Here is a 21,608-nt window from a genome sequence, read left to right on the forward strand (position 1 = left end):
TATATTTATAGGATTTATTAATAGACTTCTTCTAAAAAAGAAGGAGGGCCTCCTCCTTCAATATTAATAATAGCTATTATTAAGCTAATTATCCGATAATATAAGCAAATCCCATTCATAAACCTTAACTCTAAATAGCCCTCTTTCAATTATAGGGTCTTTTTTAGCAATGTTTTTTGCCTCTTCTAAATCTTTAGCTTCAAATATAATCATGCCACCTCTAGCATTAGAAAACCCGCCTCCAACAAAATATCTTTCAGCAGCAACACCCTTTAGATACTCTACATGGTCTTGAAAATCTTTTTCTGTAGTTTCTAACTCTTCATTTTTATAATCAATTCTTACAAATAACTTATCCCCTTTTTTCATTTTCTTCTTCCTCCATTCTTTAATCTAACTATGTGTCTCATTTCTAATTATTTTCAGAATAAAATTTTAAAGCTTCTCCAATAAATTTAGCTGCACCACTTCCATACTTTTTATCAGTTACTTTTATATAAGTAGCATCTGACAAATATAGCTCTGCTGTATACCCTAAATTATTTTCTCCCGCATCCACTTTTAACGCTTCAGTATTTTTTTTAGTCTCATTTGCTATTTCATGAGCAATCTCTTGAATCTCTTTTGAATATGGATCTTTACTTAAATCAGATGTAAGATTTTCATATAATTCTTCTATTTTAGGCAGCTTAGTACCAGGACATTTTTTTAGAGCTTCTCCAATAAATTTAGATGCACCATTTCCATGTTTCTTATCAACTGCTTCCATCCATTCAGGATATACTGAATAAAGATTTGTCATATAATACCAACATGCATCTCCCATATCAGTTTTAAACGCTTCATAATCTTTTTTAACTATATTTACTATTTCCTCAGCAATTTCTTGAATCTCCTTTGAAGAAGGATCTTTACTTAAGTCGGCGGTGAGATTTTTAAATAATTCTTTTAATTTAGGATGCTTATCTTCTAAACAATCCTTTTTAAACTTATCATATTGCTGTGCTAAATTATGAGTAGAGCTATTATTAAAATTATGCTTTACAGCTTTAGCAAATCTTTCAATACTCCCATATTTCTTTATAGCCATTTTAGCAATTTCATCTTTTTTAGACTTACATTTTTCAATAAGTTCATTATATTTATCTATGCTGCCATACATTTCAATTACCTTATCTTCATGTTCCTCTTTAAATTCTTCCAATACATTATAATATTCACTCATATCAAATTCTTTAAAATTCATAGTGCCTTCTCCTTTTAAGGTTTTATTTATAAGCTCAATTAAACCATCTAACCTTTTCCTTTTTAGAACAAGTAGTTTTTTCTGATGTTTTAATGCTTCCATCTTATCAAAATATGGACTAAGCATTATCTCTTTAACGTCTTTTAAAGGCATATCAAGCTCTTTAAAAAATAGAATCTGCTGCAGAGTTTTAAGAGCCTCCTCATCATAGAGCCTGTACCCTGCTTCAGTAATTTCACTTGGTTTTAATAAGCCTATTTCATCATAATAATGCAATGCGCGCACACTTATTCCTGTTAAATCCGCAACTTGTTTTATTGTTCTCATTGCTACACCTCAAAATTAGATTTTAGAGCTATGGATTCTATATATAACTCTGCCGGCTATGAGTTTTAGCTAATATATCCAAGCTCTATTTTTATATTACACTATAACGTAATGTCAGGGTCAACACTTTCCAAAATAATTGTAACAAAGCTTAACAAAAATCACTTTGCATAATATTGAGTATTTGCATCAGACGGGCCTGCTTCTCTATAATTCTTCACAAGAAGTCTTATCTCCATATTATAATATTTTTTATAAAATTGCCCTCTACTTCTTAATATCGTGTTATAATTTATAAATATTATTATAATATTTCAATTTGTATTGGAGAGATTATTTTATGTTTATAACAATTCTTATAATACTTATAGCATGTATTGCTGTCGGATTATTTCAAATATTATTTAATGAACTTGAGACAAAACCATATAAAAGAAGATATTATGAGCTACTCTTTAAATTAAACGAAAATCCCAATGACATAGAGTTAAAGCATAAGGCATTAGAGGCAGGAAGCGAATATTACAGAAGATTTAGATCCTATAAAATCAACACGTTTAAAGGTGCTCCAGCTTCTGTAAACCCAATGAATCCATTTGTAACTATGGATGAGAAAATTCTATTGGAAGATATGACTAGATTAACTAAGACTAACAACACTATTAATTAAAAATTTGTGACTATTAGGCTTTGCTTTAGTTAAATTATTAATATGTATAATCAAAAATAGTTGGTCCAATTTCAACTTAATTTTAAGCTGCCTGCTAATGCATAATACCTTACTTAGTATGATGCACTAAAAAAATCGTAAATTCATTCTATTGAATAATACGATTTTACAATTTGTTATTTAATTTTATGATTTATAATATAAGAAAAACGTTCATTAAATATTATATAAGAAATAATAAACATACTATACCAATAAGGTCACTTAAATAATGTCCAAACCATGAAGCAAATATGTTTTTAGTTCTTGAAAAGATAATTCCCAATATTATGCCATCTATAAATATTCCAGATATATCGAATGCTGTAATACTAATACTTCCATGCGAATAGTGCATAAATGAAAAAAGAATGGCTGAAATAATTATAGCTTTAAATGGAGTTATAAACCACTCTAATCTTCCTTGAACAAATCCTCTAAAAATAACTTCCTCTAAAAACGTACCAATTGTAACAGTTATTATTGCAGGTATTATTACCTCAACATCCATTGGTAATCGTGATTTTACGTAGTCAATATACCCCGGTATACAATGCTTTCCTATATAAAATGTTAGAAGCGGTGAAATAACCCCAACTAATAAAATCCAATGCCAATTACTTCTTGTATCTGATAAAATAGTTTTTATATTGAACCCTATGTCTGCCCATGAACGATGTCTTTTTCTTTTCTCAGCCAAAAGATATATTACAGAAATTAAAGGAATAATTGATGTAAGACTATTAAATATCAAAGACAATGAAACAGTAGTTATTATAACCGCCAGTGTTTCAGTTAATAACAGTTTATCTACTTGTTGTTCTTTTTTCATTGCGTAGCCTCCAAATTTTTTAATTAACTTTAGTAATTATCGTCTTACATTTCTTTACTATTCCTAATGGATTATATCATAAATTGTAAATATCCAATTATTTAGTTTCTAAAGAATATACTTCCTATTTGTTACGTCAAACACATCTTATGAAGTAATTAAATTAATATTTCCCTTCATAATGCTCGGCAGATTCTTTTGAACTTTTTCATCGTTCCAATTCCACCACTGCATTTCTATTAATTTTTCTATTACATCTTCTGAAAAGCGCTTTTTAATTTCTTTTGCAGGTATTCCTCCTACAATTGTATAGCTTGGGACATCTTTTGTTACAACGGCTCTTGTCCATATTATTGCACCATCTCCTATATGGATCCCTTGCATGATTACTGCTTCATAACCAATCCAAACATCATTTCCTATTACTATATCACCTTTATTATCCCAGGCATCTGTTATATCATTACTATTTAATCCCCATTCCTCATAAAATATTGGAAATGGATAAGTTGAAAGTGATGATATCTTATGATTCCCAGATGTAAACATAAATTTTGCTTTGCAAGCAATAGAACAGTACTTACCAATGATTAATTTTTCGTCATTTACAGGATAATGATACAATACATTATTATTTTGAAACTTTCTTGAATCGTTTACAAAGTCATTATACACGGTATAATCTCCAACTATAATATTAGGATCTGTAATAACTGATTTCAAATATATTGTCTGTTTATCCCCTGTTCTTGGATAAATTATTTTACTATTCATAATCTCCTCCTGTGACTAAATTATGCAATAATGCCCTTCAACTCTCTTATAAGGTATTAATATATCCTCAGTCTGAACCCTATTTAAAAAGTCTTTTAAGTCTTCTTGATTATCGTCAGGAGCAAAATACTTTTTTCCCATCCATTGTATTATCCAACCAGTAATCCCGCTTGGTATAATATTGTTAAACTTTCTATAGCCTATTCCTGAATCATTAGGGGTATAATTAAAATTCAATGTCTTTTGAAATATACCTTTGTTGTCGCAGGGTTCAGTGATTTTTACTCTATAAAGTTTTACTTGTTTAAAAAATATCATATATGTTTTATACCTACCTCTAATTCTTAATATTTCACTGCTTTGCATACATATTATACCATAATTGTATTCGTTAACAAATCATAGTCATATTATTAATTGTTTCTGCTTTTTAGTTCAATTCAAGTTTCTTAACAATTTAAATTAAAATTTGATAATTGTTAAGTACTTAGTAAATAATAAATCATAAAGAAAAATTAAAATGTTTCTTTAATGAAAGGAGAAAAATTATGAATGAAGTAATACAAAATATTTTAACAAGAAGAAGTATAAGAGCCTATACAGAAGATCAGATTTCTAATGATGATTTAAATACACTCTTAGAAGCTGCAAAATTTGCTCCAAGTGGCATGGGCACTCAAGCTTGGCATTTCACAGCAGTGCAAAATATAGATAAAATTAATAAGCTGATTTCTGCGATAAAAGAAGCCTTGCAAAAGTCTCCTGTGGAGCAATTACAAAAGATAGGTAGTAATCCAAACTTCAATCCTTTTTATAATGCTCCTACTATAATTATCACAGCCTATGATAAAAACTCACCAACAAAAGAATCCGATTCTGCTGTAGCACTTGAAAATATAATGCTGGCTGCTCATTCACTTAATATTGGTTCCTGTTGGATACATGCTTTAGGTATAGTTGGAGATGATCCTAGTGTTAGAAGTATACTTACAGAGCTTGGTATTCCAGAAAATTATGCTATATTCGGTACTGCTGCTTTAGGTTTTAGCAGTAAAGGAGAACCAAAGGCTTCACCTAGAAAAGAAGGAACTGTTAATATAGTAAAATAAAATTATAATACCAGCAAAAAATTATAATCACTTACAAATGGATAAAAGCATATGGCAAACCATATGCTTTTATCCAATTTTAGTTTAGCGTTTATTTATGTATACGCCTCACCGTGCCATAAGTAAGTGATAACACTTTTTTAAGTGTAATAATATTAATTATAACCTACTCTACAAATCAGAATTCAATCATTTAATTTTCATAAAAGGAAGCCGATAATGGTTGTCTTTCTGTAAATCTTTTAAAACTATGCTTAGGATATCCTACCATTACAACTCCTGTTATTTTCTTTTTTTCTGGAATATTAAAAATCTTGTACATTGGCGAATTTTCACTGCGAGCACAAATTTCAAATATTCCTGCCCAGCATGATCCAAGCCCAAGAGATGGAGCATATAACTCTAGATACGACAATGAGAGAATTGAATTTTCTCTACCATTACGAAAATCTTCATCCGCCAAAGTTAAAATTATACTAGGTGCATCCCTTAAGATAGTGTCAACTTTAGTATTCCTATAGCCACTAATCATTCCTGCCAATGCCTTACTCAAAGTTTCATTATTCTCAAACCAATTAATGCATTCTTCAACTGCTAATTCAATTGTTTTTTTATCATCTACTATTAGGTACGATATACCTTGTGAATTACTTGCAGTTGGGGCTAAGTGAGCAACATCAACGAGCTGCAATAATTTTTCCCTTTCAACTGGTGTATTCTTATATGAACGGATAGATCGTCGTGATCGAATGAAATTCTTTGCTTCTTCTGGATTTAATTTTTTGATTTCGCCTATTTCACTTTGCATAGATAATGGCGATTTCTTATTGTCTATAGCTTCTTTAGGACATACAGCTACACAATGCCCACATTCTAAGCAGGCATTAGGCTTGACTTCTTTTGGACCAGTAGTTTCCAGTTTTAGTACTCCTGTTGGACATTCCACCACACACATTCCACATTTTATACATTTTTCTTCATTTACAGTTATTAAACTCATTTTTATTCACTCCTTATTAATTTTGCACTCGTATCTGATACGAATACACTCAATTTTTATTTGATCTATAATACAAGTTAAAACTATCGTTATAACTTTTCATATGCTATTACTTATTTGGCATCTCATCATTGGTTTCATTCCTTTTAATTGGGATTAGTTAGTAACGGAATTTAAAATAAAACATTAATAATATTTTGAGAACAATCATTCTAATTAGTGTAAAAATATTTATTCAATAAGCAAAAAAACTATATCATGCTCTTTTCTTTGCTCTATGAATTTTTTTGTCATTGATTTAAATGATAAGATTCAGAAGAACATAAGTATTTTTTGAGAACGCTCATTCTAATTAGTGTAAAAAAGAATTATTTATTTAATAAATTCATAAAAAAATCTGCTATACCATGTAATTTTTCTTTGCTCGCTGAGATTCTTAACTGTACACGAATTCCAAGCAATGCATTTTGAAATATTTCGGATAAAACTTCAGGATCATAATCACTGGAAAATTCACCTGTTTGTATGCCTTTTTGAACAAGATCAGCAATGAGTTGTTCTGTTTGCATAAATGTCTTTTCTATTTTTTCTTCTATCTCTTTATCTCTAAGAGCCATCTCTGTTGCTGAATTTACAATTAAGCAACCCCATTGTTTATCTTCATATCCTTCAATCGTAAAATCAAAGATAAATTGTATAGCTTGTTTTGCTGTTTCTGCATGTAATACCCCAGCCTGTATTTTGTTTTTTATTAATTCTTCATAAAAATCCATTGTTTTTAAAAATAATGTATGCTTATCACCGAAGGTATCATATAAACTTCTACGATGAATTCCCATATGCTCTACTAAATCGCTTAACGATGTCTTTTCGTAGCCTTGTTCCCAAAATAATTCCATCGCTTTCTTAAGAACTACATTTTCATCAAATTCCTTACTTCGTCCCATTAAGTTCCCTCCTTTATAAAATCAATAATAGCATTTTGAGAACGATCGGTCAAGAATTATTTATATACTTATCATGCGTATTTTTTCGCATTATATCTCTAATGACTGTGATTTTGATACAATTTAGCGAGTTGATGAATATATTTATTAATTCTATCATAACCACATTTGGTACAAAATGTAGTTCTTATACTTGAAAATGCATACACTCCCACAAATACCCTTTCTGTTCCGCAGATACTATTTGCAGGTAGTCTTCAAACACCTCATCTGAAGTCTTATAAAGTTGTCTGTATTTAATTTCTTTATTGGTAACATTCATTTACTATCATCTTCTAAAGTTCAGTCCTTCCTAAATGTCGTCGACTACATTCAGTACTATGACCTCGGCTGACTTCTCATGATAAATCTTATTTCAACCATATTTCATACTCTATGTTTCCACATGTCCATGAGATCTCCCAGGTAAGAACGCAATCTTTCCTTCTATATATCTGCTACATTTACACCATATGCTCCCGGATAGTTTAGGGCTTTAGTTTTTGTTGCAACTTTACCCAACATATATATGCCTGATGTAGTTTCTGTTCGTCAGACCAGAAGTTTGCCTTCAGATTCCTCGTCGCCGAGGACACCCTTGCTCTTGGCTATGTGCTTGCTTGGCACTATCAACCCACACTCGGGACTTTCACCCGTTAGATTGCGCCCAGGCTTGGCACACAACACTAAAAGCCACTGAAATCAGTAGCTTTGCATTGTATTAAAATTCTAGCTCCTATTTGATAGAGACAAAATAGACCTGCCCCCAAAAAAATCATCACCTTCTTCTTGAAACAAAATAAGGCCGTAGAACCTCCTCTATTTGGACTTGGTTCTCCGACCTTATTAAGGTGCATTATTAAGTTATCATTTCATACATTCAGGTAGCATAATTTCAATATACTTAATCTAAATAATTATGATACTCTCTTTATAGGAATCCATAATTCACAAAATAAACCTGGCTCCCCTTCATCAGGATAAAGCTCATAGTCAGTATCTTCTGTTTTTTCATATTCAGACTGTGGCAAAAATTCTTTAAAAAATCTACTCCACATTTCGCTAATACAATCACCATTATTACCGTAACATTTAAAAACTACATATGTCCCCGATTCAATTTCCCATGTATGGTAACCTTTTTGTAACATCACTTCTACATTATCGATATCAGTATCTTCATCAACAATTACTCCAATTCCATAATCAAAAGTTGTCTCGTTTTCTTTAGTAGGGCTGCATAAACCATATAAATCTTTTTTACCAGCCTTTCTCATATTCTTGATTTCATTTATCAAATCTTTTTTATGACATTCCCCCCAGAAATCAGGAATATCATGGTTGCCAGCGTCATTGATGATTTCATTATTAAACGCGCGTACCTTGGTAATAAATCTCTGTTTGCCAATTTCTTCAATTCTATAATTCATAGTGCTTCCACCCTCCAATATAATTTTAATTACTAAAGGGTTAAAGAGACATAGTTGAGTTCCTTTTTTTCTAGCCAGCTTTGGTGATACACCGTGAAATCGCGAAAAAGCCTTTGCAAAACTTTCAGGAGTTTCATAACCGTACTTAAATGCAATATCTATTATTTTACTTTCACTCAGCTGTAACTCCTGTCCCGCTAGTGACAACCTTCTGTTACGTATATATTCATTAGCTGTCATTCCAGCCATTAAGCTAAATACTCTATGAAAGTTATAACACGACATGTGCACCTCTTTTGCTACATTTTCGTAATTTATTTCTTCAAGAAGATTGCTCTCCATGTAATCAATTGCCTTTTGTAAAAATTTTGCTAAGCTCATCTATTCTCTCCCCTTTCACTATGTATTATAAAGTCTCCTTAAAATATCTTCTGGTCCTAGTTTGCCAAATTCTGTCCTGTATGCTTTTTAGCTTATTTAATTAAAAATCCACTATTATAATAGGTCATTCAAACTTAATGCTATCTCCCAAATTAATTATTCTTTCTTTATCTTTACCGTCCATTGTTGTCCAAGAAATTTTCACTTCTGATGTATTAAAGATATTCTTAATATCTTGATCCGTTAGTCCATTAGAATAAAATACAGATTTAGAATCATATTTAGCATATTTATGCACCGGGCTATCATCAGTACCATTATTACCAAACCAATATCGATTTTTATCATATGAACTGATAACTGCTTTTAAATCAGGTACTGTAATCTTTCTATTTGATATTGCATCTGAGTTCTTTACATCTAAAGTAAATTCAATATTTTTGAAGTCATTTTTAGTTGGATTATTCAATCCTTTAGTTCCTACGTACATAAATTCTTCATCAGTTAAACTGGAAACATTAAATTTTACACTAATTTGAGGATTATTTTTATATTGGCCTACGCTATAAATACCTATACCTAATACAATACTTATAAAAACAATAACAACAATTATTCTTTTCATTAACTTTCATCCTATCCAAATTAAAATTTATTACTTCAATATTATTATTTATAACTCAATCCTAATTTAAATTTATTTATACATTCTTTCTTATAACTCTGCATGGATTTCCGTAAGCAATTGTATCTGCTTGAATATCCTTTGTCACAACACTTCCTGCTCCAATTACAACATTATCTCCAATTGTAACACCAGGTAGAATAATAACCCCTCCTCCAATCCAGACATTATTTCCTACTTTCACTGGCGCAGTTTGTGTTTTACAAAATTCAAAGGAGCCATCATCTTTACTCTCTCCAAAACGTTCTTTTGCATTTGTTGGATGAAAAGCTGTATATATCTCCACATTAGGCGCAATAAGAGCATTATTACCTATTTCAATTCTGTTGTCATCTAAAAATGTGCAATTCATGTTTACTTCACAATTGTTTCCAAAATAAATATTATTACCGTAATCAACATAAAACGGCGCAGTAATCCATAAATTATCTCCATATCCTCCAAGAAGTTGTTCTAATATGTTATGCTTCTTTTGCCTATCTTCTGAATTAACTAGATTGTAATCACGTATCAAATTTTTCGCCTTATGCCACTGTTCTAATAATTCTTTATCGCCACAATCATAAAGCAGACCTGCTAACATTTTTTCTCTTTCTGTCATCTAGACCACCTCAACAAATTATAAGTTATCTTTCAGTTAATTATAACATGTTTTGGAAATAACATACTTCTCAATTATTATATTTATTACTATAATGATGATAATTTTGTTATACTTCAATTTATTAAATTACTACCACATAGCATAAAATATATTTTAGTTCCTTTAAAACCATATTATAAAGTTGTAATAATTAGTGATGTATACATTTCATAAATAAAATTAAAGAGTAGCAAACAAGATCTCTCCTATTTACTACTCTTTAAAAATCATTATTCAATTTGCAAAAATTTTTCATAGGTTCCTTTTCATCCTCTCCCCTGGATATTCCTAGGTAACTTTTGTATTTAAAAATAATTAATCTATGAAATGCTTTCAATTGCCAGTAACCTCGGATTATTTCCTTCTTGAATTTTAATGCACACTTTTGCTAATTTCATTTCTAAATTTTTTATTACTGTTTTTACTTTACATATAAAATAATAATCTTCCATATTATTAGTAACTACTGCTATAGGATTAAAGTTCCATCCATTGATTCCATCCACTGCTTCCCATAGCATTTGCTTTTCTTCTATTGTAATAATATTTCTAATTTCTAATTCTTTAACCATAATATCTCCTCCCTTTTCTTATAATCAATATTATCATTACTTCTTTACAGTTATTTTACAAACATCATAACTTTTTGTTAAAATATTATTACAAAAAAATAAAGACACAATAAATATTTCTACAAACTCTACCTTTATGTGTTGTTTTCCAATTTTATGTTTAAGTATTTAACATAAATGAACAAATGGCTTAATAATATTGAATAAAAATAATAAAAACATGCTCTTATCATTTACACTTAAGTGAAAATACTAAGGCATGTTTTTTCTCCAATCAGGATGGCAATAAAATATATAAATTTTACAAATTTATAATTTCAATAATTCATATAAAGATAAAACAAAGTAAAATCCACCAAGTATTAATCCAATACAAGCGTAACTTTGAATTTTAATATTATTTTTCTTATATTTCATCAATGGTATTAAACTAACTAATATTGCAGCAGTTGGAATAATTATTATATAAGAACCTAGAATAGTATGTAACAAACCACCTACAATCAATAATGTTACCCCTAGTAATGCTCCAACTAAAGAAAGTCTATTGTTTATCTTATTCAATTCCATTCAAACACCTCCTATTACAATTATACCCATTAGAGCCAGATATTCAACATGAATTGCTACCACATATAATAAAGTATATTTTAGTTCCTCTAAAACCATATTATAAAGTCGTAATGATTTGCGATGGTGATTTGAACTAAAACATTATAGGTAGAATTGTACACCTATAATGTTTAATATATGAATTATGTGTATTAGATTGCTTATTTAGGTTATTAAAGTTCCTTGTAAAGTTAGAAGTCTGATACCTAAGATTATATAGGGGTACTAATAAAATTTTACATTTGAAAATCTTCTTTTTAATGCAAAATTATACTTAATATCAGGATAACCAAAGATGACCATTATACCATTTTTATTTTTCAGTGGTATTCCATACTTTTCTTTAATTTTCTTTCCGAAAAAGTTTAATAATAGATTTGGTATACCAAGCATACAGCTTCCTAAGCCTAATGATTGTGCTGTCAACATTGCATATGTTGCAGGAATATATGGGTCGGCAGGGTCAGCGTATGGAGACGCATGAAATAACATTGCTAATGGTGCAGAATATGTTAACCAGTTCTTTCCTTCATCATAATTTCTTACAAATATCTCTATAGCAGTTGAGGCAAAAGTTTTTAAAGAATCATATGTCTCCTTTCTAATGAATGGTCTATATATTTTAAGCATTATAGGCGAAAATAACCACATACTTTTTTTCAAAACCTTGATTAAGCCTAATGTAAATTCATCGACCTTTTCGTTTCCATCTAATACCAGAACTTCAACATCAGAACTTCCAAGACCATTAGGAGCTGTTGCCGATGTTTCTAGTATTTTTTCTATTATTTCACGTTCTACTCTTTGCTTTTTATAGTTTCTCACACTTCTACGAGACATCATTAGCGATCTTAAACTTTCATAATTGGCTCTGTCTTCAAATTTAGGTAATTCAGTGACATCATCTGTGGTCATGCCTCTACCGTTAACTTTTATTGCTTTGTTTGGACAAACTGCCATACATTGTCCACAAGCAATACACCCAAATACTCGATTATTGTCTACCTTAATGCTTTTATCTTCTATAAATAATGGTGCTCCCTTACATACTTGTACACAAAGTCCACAGATGGTACATTTGTCTTTATCTATTTCAACTTCTGCACATTCATAAAATCGTCCGGTTTTTAATGGCATAAATATTCAACTCCTTTAGCCTTTATTTCATAATGACTTATCATTGTTTTATTTCATTATAGTTTTACATTGAACTTATTATAACATCTATTATAAAATATACCATGCATTATACATATAGTAGTACTCTATTTTTTAAATCTTTTACTTTGACATATGAATGTGTTACATTACTTTGAATCATAAAGTTCTTAACCGTTATTATCTCTTTATCGTTATCAAATATTTGAAGCCATTTGAACCATTTGATATAGTTTTTTATTACTAAGGAAAACCTGCCTAATTCTATTAGATATATAAACGAACATTTTACAGAAGAATTCGATTTAAAGAAATTGGCAGATATAGAACATTATAATGCCAGTTATTATAGTGAGTGGTTTAAAAATAATATGAACATATCGCCTACTGAGTATATACAAAATTTAAGGATAAAGAGAGCTAAAGAGCTCCTTTTAAATACAAACTTAACAATTTTACAAATTTCTCAAATGGTAGGTTATGAACATAATTCATCCTTTACTAAAGTGTTTAGACACTTTGAAAGAATATCACCTGCAGAGTTTAGAAAAACAATCAAAAAATAGACTAAACAGCTAACTATATTTCATCAAAAATTAGATTTACTCAGATTCCCATTTCTTGTATTAATTTTTTTAATGTATCATAAGCTTGTTTTGGTGAATAATCATCACGCATAATTCCATATTGATGAAAAAGATCCTCCTTAGAACTGTCCGCATCCCTAAGTCCAAAAAGTTCATAATGTGAGATATTAAGTTCCTTTCTCAAATTATATATTGTACGAATAACCATTTCAAGAACCTCCCCTTGACGCTTATAGGTTCTTTCTATATTAGCAATAGGATTCTTTCCCGTAGGCCATCCGTTTTCTGTAACTCGTATAGGGACTGAAGCAGGTATCCCTGCTGTGATAAGACTTTTTTCTCTTAAATTACGAAGTATACGTTCTACATATATAGGTATTTCTTTTAAAGCCAATGGCTGATCCTCAAATACATCTACATAAAAATTATGTCCTACAAAATCAACTGAATCAATAAATCTTTTGCTCCCAGCCTTTTTTAGATTTTCCCAAAAGTGTGGAACTGCTGCAGGACTTTCAGGTACAGAGCCAAATCCAATTTTTATTGGCAGCTTCCTCTCCTGTACTTCTTTTTTTGCTGTAATTACACCTTCTATAAGTGCCTGTATTATATAAGGCTTTGAGCCTTCCATAAAAGACAAATTAGGTTCGTTTGTAATTTGAAGAGAACTTAAATGAGAACCGTAACGGTCAATAACCTTTTTAATAAATTCAAGCCAATTGCCAAGTTCTATTTCCCGTTCCTTTTGCTTAGTCCAATCCCCGCAACCTATAGTCAAATCACCTAATAAACCAGCGTCACGATAGCTGTCAGCATTTGATAACATTTTTTCTTCCCATTCTTTTGTATAAATGAGATAATTTCTTGGAAATAACTTTTTCGACTTGCCTTGAAGATCTCTAAGCGCAAACCCAATTTTTTCGTAATTATCTTCTGGCCCAACAGCCAAACCAAAAGGCGTACCTGCTGCACTTAATGGATAGATCCCAAATATTAATCCTGATGAACTCATATAAGTCACCTCTATTTCATATTCTTAATAATTTTGAAGTAATTATTTAATTACAAGTATATACTCGCCATTATAGTTTTGTCATTAGCTAAAGTCTTTAAACACTTTAAAAAAATATCACCTATAAAGTTTAAAAATCAAAATATAGACTAAAAACTTACTATATTTCAGCAAAGACTTACTTTGTCAAAATGATATAATATACAGAGAAAGGATGTGCTTTAGCATGAAAGAGAAAATCACTAAAATGATACAAAACTTTGTTAAGGAATACGAGCAGAAAGATGATATTTCAACCAAATGGGGTGAGCCTTTAGTAGGCTTTGCTGATGCTAATCATCCTTACATCTTAAATTTGAAAGAACTTATTACCCCTACTCATGGATTACCCACTGATGTACTTTTAGATGCATCAATTGTAATAGCATATTTTGTTCCATTCACTAAAGAATTGGCTCATACTAATAAAGCTCCTGGAGATATTTCTTCTCCTGAGTGGGCACTAGCTTATGAAGAAACCAATGCAATGTTTATTAAGCTAAATGAATATATTATTTCAGAACTAATAAAACTTGGGTATCATGCAGATATTTCAGCAGAATCCTCTACTTTCGATCAAAAGATACTAAAAAGCAATTGGTCTCATAGACATTTTGCTAAAGCTGCTGGTCTTGGAACCTTTGGCATAAATAATATGCTTATAACTAAGGTTGGATGCTGCGGAAGATATGGCACCATTGTAACTAATCTAGATGTTAATCCAGATTCTCCTTTGGAAGATGAACTTTGTCTTTATAAAAAGAATGGAAACTGTGGTGTATGTGTAAAACATTGCCCATCAGGTGCACTAACTTTAGATGGATATGACAGGCATAAATGCTATGTAGTCCTAAGAAAAAATGCAGAATTATATACAGAATTCGGAAGCTCTTACACTACTGAATCTGGTGATTGTCCAAACAGTGTTGGCAGTGAAGTATGCGGAAAGTGCGTAGTAAATACGCCATGTACCTTTCTTTCTTAAAGTTCTATTTCAATGAAATTTTACTTTTAAAGGTTCTAAAACATATGAGTGTTATGTCTTAGTTATCACCCATGTAGTTTTCTTTCTTCATCAAGTATGAAGGATGATATAGTTTTGTTGGTGGATAGTATTCATCGTGAGTATAAGTAAATCCGAGTTTTTTTAACAGCTTAGCAGATGCTACATTTTTAGGATTGTGTCCAGCAAAAAGTCCATTAGCACTAAGATTATTAAAGGCATATTCTATAACAGCAGCGCATGCTTCCTTAGCAATTCCCTTTCCCCAGTACTTCTCTTTTAAATGAATACCAATTTCAAATACATTGTTTTCAGAATCATATGGCCTTAAACCACAGCACCCTAAATTTTCATTAGTTTCTATTAAATATATTGGCCAATATTGAAGACTGTACTTATTATAAGTTTCTATTTCCTTTTTTAGCCTTTGTTGCACTTGTTCTTCTGACATCTTTCCTTCTGCTATAATAAATTTTGTTACTTCTGGATTGCCCCATAATTCTAAAGCGTCAGGCATATCATTTTCACTCCATATTGAAAATCCAATTCTTACTGATTTCAAAAAGAATTCTTTCATAGTTATCACTCCTATAAATTATCTTGATGCACAAATCTCTATTTTTTAATTAATTATTATCTCTCAATATACAAATTTGAAATACCAAAAAACTATAATAAGTACAATAAATAGATTCTCTAATTATCAAAACAGTTTCCGAAAAAATTTAACTATAGCCTCAATTATTAAACCTGCAATGACCATAATTCTTCCAAAAAGCATTCCAATTATAATAAATATTAAAACTACTATTACTCCTCGTAGAACATCCATTTTGATTACCCCTTCTGTTGTTTTTCTATACTAACATTCAAATTTCAATTTTTATACACTTTACCGTATCATTATGTATCGATTATATCACACTTATAAACATTATTTTACATTTCAATTCATTACTATGCCCAAATTTATACATTAGTAGAATTTATCGTGAAGCTGCTTTAGAAAATAATTAAATACCTGATATTAGCTTATTTAAAAGCAATCAGGTATTTGATTATAACCATTGCATTCTATATCCTCTTATCTGCGTTTTATACCTAAAATATGAATTGTTGCTGCGATTATCTGAAAAGTTATCCCGACACCACATACTCCAATCCATCCAAATAGTCCCCAGAAAAATGTTCCTAGCCATGAACCTAATGCTCCACCACAAAAGTAAAATGTCATATATACGGCATTGTTACGATTACGAGCTGTAGCATCTAAGGTATTTATACGTGCTTGATTTGAAATTTGCCCCGATTGAATTCCTAAATCCAACAATATTACTCCAATGATAAGTCCCCACATTTGATATCCAAAAATTAGAAACCAAATATATGATAAAAATGAAAACATGATGGCTATAGTTAAAGTGAATCTAGGACTTCTTTTGTCTGCAATTCTCCCTACCATAGAAGCTGCCAAAGCCCCTACAATTCCTGCTAATCCAAACATCCCAGCAGCCTGAGCTCCCAAATTGTAAGCTGGCGACTTAAGTAAAAAAGATAGGGACGTCCAAAATATACTGAATGTTCCAAACATCATTGCACCAATTAATGAAGCTTCCATTAAAATTGGTTGATTTTTCGCTAGCCCTATTAGCGATTTAAGTAATTCTTTATAACTCATTGAAGAATCTGAAATAGATTTAGGAAGCCATAACTTAAATACTAAAATTAACAAAATCATCATTCCGGCAGCTATACGGTAAACAATTTGCCATCCTAGAATTGATCCTATAATTCCACTAAATACACGTGATAATAATATACCAATTAGTAATCCACTCATTACACTTCCAATTACTTTGCCTCTTTCTGCTGGTTTAGCCAGATGTGCTGCTAATGGCACAATTAACATTGGAGTAATAGAAGTCACCCCAACTATAAGAGAACTTAATAATAGCCACCATATATTTAAAGAAATTGATAAGGAAAGCAGCGATATAGCAGAACAAAATAACATTATCATTATTAAGCGCCTACGTTCCTTAATATCTCCTAGCGGAACTATAAAGATCAATCCTATTGCATAACCAATTTGAATCAGCATTGCTGCAATGCCAATTGTAGACGATGATACATTAAAGAATCTAGAAATCTGTTCAAGTAAAGGTTGGTAATAATATAGATTAGCTACACTAACCGCACAAGCTACCGACATTAGTACAATTAAAAAATTATTCAATTCAAATTCTTTCTTTATAATTGTATCTGGGTTTTTATACATAAATATCACTCCCTCAATTCTTCATTAAATTACTTTAACGTAAACGTTAAGTGTAATGTAAAAAAGTACAGGCCAATACCTGTTACTTACTTTCAAGACTTATCTTCATTGTTTTTAATGATTGCTTCTATCCTACAAATATTGTTCTTACACTCAGTTTTAAACGTATTTAACTCATTTATTTTCTCTTCAGCTCTTGCAATATGGCTCTTTAGAATTTGTATTACCTGGCGTTTTCCTTCTAAAAGCTGTCCATCTGTAAAATATAAATCTATAACTTGCCCAATCTCCTCTAAAGTAAGTCCTAAATCTTTAAGTAGCTGAATCTTTTTTAAACGCTTAATATCGTCATTTTCAAATACTCGAAGTTCTCCTACTACTCTATTATTTCTATCTCCTAATAGTCCAAGTTCTTCATAGTATCGAATTGTTCTAGTTGTCAAATTTGTAAGCTTAGCAATTTCACCAATTTTATAGCTCATATGATTGCACCTCTTCTTAACGTTAACGTCAACTGTATACTAACATTTATTATTGAGTTTGTCAACTATTGTAAGATTTATTATCTATTCTGATTTATTATCTCAATCTATAAATTCTTATGCTGCTGGGTTTATCATAAATATTCTCACTGAACATATGAAGTATGCGTAACAATATTAGTCAAAATTATTCAATTAAACTCCTTATCTTTCTAATTGCAACTTTTATCAAATCAAAAATTGAACCATAAAAAAAGAATGTTACTATATGTGCTAAATACATATTCGAAGTTGCTGAAGGGTTACCTAAAAAACGCCTCATAACAGTACCACTGTTTAACCAAGTTCTAAAAGGTTCAATGTACACAATCTCATCTAAAATTGGGTTTAAACCAAGTAGAACAATATTCTTTTCATCATGCCCCCTGTAATTCATATAAATAATTAATAGGCTTAATACTACAAACCAAAATGTAAAAGACTTTAATACCTTTCTCATATCCCCTCCATTGTGCAACCTTTAGTTTACTTTACAACTGATTAAAACTATAATTATCATTAAATTATAGTTTTAATCAAAACTTATTATAACATTACTTGCAAAATATTACATACACAATACATTAAACTTATTCATCCATTTCTCTAAGTTATTATAGCAATCCAACTTTAAAATTAAATACGTTATCATAAGAATATTAAGCCTTAAGCAATTTACGAATCTCATTTAACACAACGGGAAAATTAGTATATCCATCACGAGCAATAAAATGCTTTCCTGATGAAAGGATAATAAGATTTGCATCTAAAGATTCAGCTAAATTTTGTGTAGATTCTGTTGGAACAATATCATCATCTGTTGCAGTAATAACGATTCTTGAAGGAATTAAACTTTTTATTCTTTCGATATCAAGTGATCCATCTACAAATTCTTGAAGTCCTTCTGTTTGTTCATCCATGGGATTTTCATTTATAAAACCTGAAACAAGTATTACACCTTTTATTTTTATGTTTTTTTCAAGAATATAGCGTAGTGCCGTAACACATCCAAGGCTATGCCCAATAAATATTGTATTTTCATTAATATCCAAAATATTTTTCCTAAGATGTTTAAGCCAGGATTCAAGATGCGGATCTTGTGAATCAGGCATATTGGGAATATAAATTTTAACAGGGCTATTTTTTAACTGTTCTTTCAACCATGGAAACCATTCTGCTTCGCTAGAAGATGTATAACCGTGAATAACATATATATTAGTAACTTTCATTTTACCATTTCTCCTAATTATATAAATATTTTTTATTTCAAACTATTGTTCAGGTTACTATTTATCTTTTCAGCAATACTTATTAATAATACTGCACCCTTATTTACATATTGCTTATGTTATATGAAGAATAGTACATCTTTAGAATTGCTTTAACTTAATATTATCACATAAGTTCCTGTAGCAATATCATTCCACCCTTGCTTATTCTTATGAAATGCAATCCAAAAGTATCCTATTCCTAAAAGTGCTACTCCTATCATCCAAGACCAATAACGTATAAAAGCATCTTTATATGTAAAATTAGATCCATCCACTTTAATTAATTTGGTCTTCAATATCTTCTTTCCTGGAGTTTGTCCACCAAAAAACCAGAATAATGTGTAGTAATTATAATCTAAAAACTCATAAAAAAAGATAATAAACCATAATGAATGAACTAATTCGACACTTATAAGAGGTTTTATTATCTGCAGCAAAATATAGGTCAAAATGACTAATATTATTTCATCTATTATCAGTGCTGATACCCTCATCCAAAAGCCTGCCTTTTTTAATTCCATACCCAACCTCCTTATCTGTTGTTTTATATTTATTAAATTTTAAAGAATAGTGATACATCAAATTAAGAGGAAGTGTCCAATAAAACCCTGCAGTGGACTTTGAGAGTCTCTTTGAAATACTCTTTAAGGAATAAAAGCGTTTGTTAGCCCAATTAAAACCTTCTATTAGCTCCTCACTGCTCATGTTTTTAGGAGTGTAAACTACATCTGTTCTAGCATTATACTTGCTCCAGTCATACGTTAAGAGCCTGCCTTCTGCTTCCATTCTCTTAAACAATGGTGTTCCCGGATAGGGTGTCAGTATATTAAATGTTGCATTCTGGACTCCTGCATTTTCAAGAAACTCCAATGTATCCTTAAATATTTCTTTTGTATCTTGATCGAAGCCAAACACTACACCAGCTTGCACTGAAATTCCATAGGAATGTATTTTTTTAATTATTTTGTAATAATCGTCCACCTTATTAAAGGATTTGTTAGCACTATTTAAACTCATTTGAGATATTGATTCTATACCAAGAAAGAGCTGTTTACAGCCGCTTTTTGCTGCCAGCTCAAGGAACTCATCATCTTTTCCAGCATTTATACTTGCCTGACTACTCCACCATTTTTTATATGGTGCTATTGCTTTAAATAGTTTTTTTGAATATTCCAAATCAGCCGAGATGTTATCATCCCATAATATAATGACCTTACCCTTAAAGGAACTATACTCCCTTGCTACTTCCTCAACAGGCCTCTTTCTTAATTTATTTTTATACATTATTGAAATAGCACAAAACTCACACTTGTTTGGACACCCACGAGTAGCAAACATAATTCCATTAGAATGATCTTTTCTATGAAATAAATCCTTTCTTGAAAAAGGTATACCGTCTAATTCAGGTGGAAAATTACATACATATCTTCTTTTATATTGTTTTTTCTCGAATTCATTTATAAATTGTGGCCAGGTTATTTCTGATTCTCCAACAAAGACAACATCAGCATATTGCTCTGCTTCATCTGGCACTAATGTAACATGGGGACCTCCCATTGCTACTGTAATACCCTTTTCCCGAAACCTTGAAGCAATATTATAAGCGTGATTTGCACTTGGAGTATGAAAGGTTATTGCAACAAGGTCATAATTTTTTGTAAAGTCTACTTTTTCACACTCCTCATCCACATGGTCAATCTCCCAATTTGATGGAGTAAGAGCAGCTAAATATGGCATAGTACACTGCTGAAATCCTATAACTCTTGATTTTCTTATAGCCCTTATTTCCTTTGAGGATGCAGTTATTAATAGTAATTTCATTGTGTTACCTCAACTTTCTAAAAACGATTTTGACATATTTTATAGCCTAAAAAAATCTCACTATATTAACCTATTTTGCTATTCTCTTCTACTGCCCCTTTTTTTCTATTGACAAGTCAGCTCTTGAGCTCTGATACTGATTTCTCTAAAGGCGATATAACGATATGACGTTCTTTATTTGCTTTATCCCTTATTTCCGTAGGACTTAATACTATAAAGTGAATAAATCTCCCAAATATAAAAAAGATAGAACACTTATCTCTAAATATTCTATCTTCATTATACTTCAATTTTTACAAGTTTTATATTAATTTACCATATCATCTACAATATTTTCATATTCCATTTATTAAATCTTATAAAACAGCCAGCTGCATCCATCAACATCATATTTAAACTTAAGTACCTTCTCAATGTCCCCAATAACAGTACTACAGGTAATCACCCACATCTTATTACCACATAGCGTTTCCATATCAGTACTTATAATCTTTCCTATCTTTCACCAGGCATTTGTTTTCTTCTTCAATAATAAATCTTATGGTATTTACTTTTTCATACCTTCTTAAGCCTCATTCTCCAAGCATATTCTGAAGAATATTTATGGTAATA

General features: G+C 30.5%; 25 protein-coding genes and 2 pseudogenes. 4 read left to right on the forward strand and 23 right to left on the reverse strand.

All coding sequences use genetic code 11. The annotated features are described in order from the left end of the window. Positions 1 to 84 precede the first annotated feature (84 nt). Together CLOBL_RS06175 and CLOBL_RS06180 are read right to left on the reverse strand one after the other, a co-directional pair. Complete coding sequence (locus CLOBL_RS06175; protein WP_077858210.1) at positions 85 to 369, reverse strand: YciI family protein; 285 nt, start codon at positions 367 to 369, stop codon at positions 85 to 87. A 43-nt stretch (positions 370 to 412) separates the two neighbouring features. Continuing rightward, positions 413 to 1,573 carry a MerR family transcriptional regulator gene (locus tag CLOBL_RS06180; protein ID WP_077858211.1) on the reverse strand — a complete coding sequence of 387 codons (1,161 nt, stop codon included), beginning with the start codon at positions 1,571 to 1,573 and terminating at the stop codon, positions 413 to 415. Positions 1,574 to 1,913: 340 nt separating this feature from the next. On the opposite strand from CLOBL_RS06180, the gene CLOBL_RS06185 reads away from it, so the two are divergent. Continuing rightward, positions 1,914 to 2,243, forward strand: coding sequence for a hypothetical protein (locus CLOBL_RS06185; RefSeq protein WP_077858212.1), 330 nt, complete (start codon positions 1,914 to 1,916; stop codon positions 2,241 to 2,243). 223 nt (positions 2,244 to 2,466) lie between these two features. On the opposite strand, the gene CLOBL_RS06190 is transcribed toward CLOBL_RS06185, so the two are convergent. From CLOBL_RS06190 to CLOBL_RS06200, 3 genes are all read right to left on the reverse strand, one after another. Next, on the reverse strand, positions 2,467 to 3,114 hold the full coding sequence (locus CLOBL_RS06190) for a type II CAAX endopeptidase family protein (RefSeq protein ID WP_077858213.1): 648 nt from the start codon (positions 3,112 to 3,114) through the stop codon (positions 2,467 to 2,469). Positions 3,115 to 3,261: 147 nt separating this feature from the next. Then, on the reverse strand, positions 3,262 to 3,888 hold the full coding sequence (locus CLOBL_RS06195; protein WP_077858214.1) for a CatB-related O-acetyltransferase: 627 nt from the start codon (positions 3,886 to 3,888) through the stop codon (positions 3,262 to 3,264). A 15-nt stretch (positions 3,889 to 3,903) separates the two neighbouring features. Beyond that, entirely contained in the window at positions 3,904 to 4,206 is a 303-nt protein-coding gene (locus tag CLOBL_RS06200) for a hypothetical protein (RefSeq protein ID WP_077858238.1), read from the reverse strand. 230 nt (positions 4,207 to 4,436) lie between these two features. Between CLOBL_RS06200 and CLOBL_RS06205 the strand changes: the two genes are divergently transcribed. After that, positions 4,437 to 4,997 (forward strand): nitroreductase, encoded by a 561-nt coding sequence (locus CLOBL_RS06205; RefSeq protein WP_077858215.1) that lies wholly within the window; start codon positions 4,437 to 4,439, stop codon positions 4,995 to 4,997. Positions 4,998 to 5,190: 193 nt separating this feature from the next. On the opposite strand, the gene CLOBL_RS06210 is transcribed toward CLOBL_RS06205, so the two are convergent. The 9 genes and pseudogenes from CLOBL_RS06210 to CLOBL_RS27455 form a co-directional block, all read right to left on the reverse strand. Next, the gene (locus CLOBL_RS06210) at positions 5,191 to 5,997 is read right to left on the reverse strand and encodes a nitroreductase family protein (protein ID WP_077858216.1); all 807 of its coding nucleotides are present in this window, start codon (positions 5,995 to 5,997) and stop codon (positions 5,191 to 5,193) included. A 368-nt stretch (positions 5,998 to 6,365) separates the two neighbouring features. Continuing rightward, positions 6,366 to 6,944, reverse strand: a complete 579-nt coding sequence (locus tag CLOBL_RS06215) for a TetR/AcrR family transcriptional regulator (protein ID WP_077858217.1) — start codon at positions 6,942 to 6,944, stop codon at positions 6,366 to 6,368. Positions 6,945 to 7,900: 956 nt separating this feature from the next. Next, the gene (locus tag CLOBL_RS06220) at positions 7,901 to 8,794 is read right to left on the reverse strand and encodes an AraC family transcriptional regulator (protein WP_077858218.1); all 894 of its coding nucleotides are present in this window, start codon (positions 8,792 to 8,794) and stop codon (positions 7,901 to 7,903) included. A 124-nt stretch (positions 8,795 to 8,918) separates the two neighbouring features. Then, positions 8,919 to 9,419 carry a hypothetical protein gene (locus CLOBL_RS06225; RefSeq protein ID WP_077858219.1) on the reverse strand — a complete coding sequence of 167 codons (501 nt, stop codon included), beginning with the start codon at positions 9,417 to 9,419 and terminating at the stop codon, positions 8,919 to 8,921. A gap of 76 nt (positions 9,420 to 9,495) precedes the next feature. Then, positions 9,496 to 10,080, reverse strand: a complete 585-nt coding sequence (locus CLOBL_RS06230) for a sugar O-acetyltransferase (protein WP_077858220.1) — start codon at positions 10,078 to 10,080, stop codon at positions 9,496 to 9,498. 362 nt (positions 10,081 to 10,442) lie between these two features. Further along, positions 10,443 to 10,694: a hypothetical protein gene (locus tag CLOBL_RS06235; RefSeq protein WP_009170210.1), complete on the reverse strand. Its 252-nt coding sequence runs from the start codon at positions 10,692 to 10,694 to the stop codon at positions 10,443 to 10,445. Positions 10,695 to 11,003: 309 nt separating this feature from the next. Further along, entirely contained in the window at positions 11,004 to 11,264 is a 261-nt protein-coding gene (locus CLOBL_RS06240) for a hypothetical protein (RefSeq protein ID WP_077858221.1), read from the reverse strand. 267 nt (positions 11,265 to 11,531) lie between these two features. Continuing rightward, the gene (locus CLOBL_RS06245) at positions 11,532 to 12,443 is read right to left on the reverse strand and encodes a nitroreductase family protein (RefSeq protein ID WP_077858222.1); all 912 of its coding nucleotides are present in this window, start codon (positions 12,441 to 12,443) and stop codon (positions 11,532 to 11,534) included. A 109-nt stretch (positions 12,444 to 12,552) separates the two neighbouring features. Further along, positions 12,553 to 12,705: pseudogene (locus tag CLOBL_RS27455) on the reverse strand (IS1595 family transposase); the annotation flags it as partial. Between CLOBL_RS27455 and CLOBL_RS06250 the strand changes: the two are divergent. Beyond that, positions 12,701 to 13,030: pseudogene (locus tag CLOBL_RS06250) on the forward strand (AraC family transcriptional regulator); the annotation flags it as partial. The pseudogenes CLOBL_RS27455 and CLOBL_RS06250 sit on opposite strands and share 5 nt — an antisense overlap. Before the next feature lie 40 nt (positions 13,031 to 13,070). Here the strand turns inward: CLOBL_RS06250 and CLOBL_RS06255 are convergent. Beyond that, the gene (locus CLOBL_RS06255) at positions 13,071 to 14,063 is read right to left on the reverse strand and encodes a hypothetical protein (protein WP_077858223.1); all 993 of its coding nucleotides are present in this window, start codon (positions 14,061 to 14,063) and stop codon (positions 13,071 to 13,073) included. 226 nt (positions 14,064 to 14,289) lie between these two features. Between CLOBL_RS06255 and CLOBL_RS06260 the strand changes: the two genes are divergently transcribed. Next, positions 14,290 to 15,087, forward strand: coding sequence for an epoxyqueuosine reductase (locus tag CLOBL_RS06260; RefSeq protein ID WP_077858224.1), 798 nt, complete (start codon positions 14,290 to 14,292; stop codon positions 15,085 to 15,087). Positions 15,088 to 15,145: 58 nt separating this feature from the next. Here CLOBL_RS06260 and CLOBL_RS06265 read toward each other — a convergent pair whose 3' ends face one another. The 8 genes from CLOBL_RS06265 to CLOBL_RS06295 all read right to left on the reverse strand — a co-directional run bounded on the left by CLOBL_RS06265 (position 15,146) and on the right by CLOBL_RS06295 (position 20,996). After that, positions 15,146 to 15,682, reverse strand: coding sequence for a GNAT family N-acetyltransferase (locus CLOBL_RS06265; protein WP_077858225.1), 537 nt, complete (start codon positions 15,680 to 15,682; stop codon positions 15,146 to 15,148). A gap of 126 nt (positions 15,683 to 15,808) precedes the next feature. Then, positions 15,809 to 15,937 carry a hypothetical protein gene (locus CLOBL_RS28905; RefSeq protein WP_009170203.1) on the reverse strand — a complete coding sequence of 43 codons (129 nt, stop codon included), beginning with the start codon at positions 15,935 to 15,937 and terminating at the stop codon, positions 15,809 to 15,811. Positions 15,938 to 16,189: 252 nt separating this feature from the next. Further along, a complete protein-coding gene (locus CLOBL_RS06270) occupies positions 16,190 to 17,383 on the reverse strand; it encodes an MFS transporter (protein ID WP_077858226.1) in 1,194 nt (397 codons plus the stop codon). Between the two features lie 92 nt (positions 17,384 to 17,475). Next, positions 17,476 to 17,865 carry a MerR family transcriptional regulator gene (locus CLOBL_RS06275; protein ID WP_077858227.1) on the reverse strand — a complete coding sequence of 130 codons (390 nt, stop codon included), beginning with the start codon at positions 17,863 to 17,865 and terminating at the stop codon, positions 17,476 to 17,478. Positions 17,866 to 18,052: 187 nt separating this feature from the next. After that, complete coding sequence (locus CLOBL_RS06280) at positions 18,053 to 18,364, reverse strand: hypothetical protein (protein WP_077858228.1); 312 nt, start codon at positions 18,362 to 18,364, stop codon at positions 18,053 to 18,055. 199 nt (positions 18,365 to 18,563) lie between these two features. After that, positions 18,564 to 19,133: an alpha/beta fold hydrolase gene (locus CLOBL_RS06285; protein ID WP_077858229.1), complete on the reverse strand. Its 570-nt coding sequence runs from the start codon at positions 19,131 to 19,133 to the stop codon at positions 18,564 to 18,566. A 152-nt stretch (positions 19,134 to 19,285) separates the two neighbouring features. Next, complete coding sequence (locus CLOBL_RS06290) at positions 19,286 to 19,696, reverse strand: RDD family protein (RefSeq protein ID WP_077858230.1); 411 nt, start codon at positions 19,694 to 19,696, stop codon at positions 19,286 to 19,288. Beyond that, on the reverse strand, positions 19,641 to 20,996 hold the full coding sequence (locus CLOBL_RS06295; protein WP_077858231.1) for a radical SAM protein: 1,356 nt from the start codon (positions 20,994 to 20,996) through the stop codon (positions 19,641 to 19,643). The genes CLOBL_RS06290 and CLOBL_RS06295 overlap by 56 nt, the downstream gene beginning before the upstream one ends. Positions 20,997 to 21,608: the final 612 nt, after the last annotated feature.

Source organism: Clostridium sp. BL-8 (genome assembly GCF_002006495.1).
Classification (GTDB): domain Bacteria; phylum Bacillota; class Clostridia; order Clostridiales; family Clostridiaceae; genus Clostridium.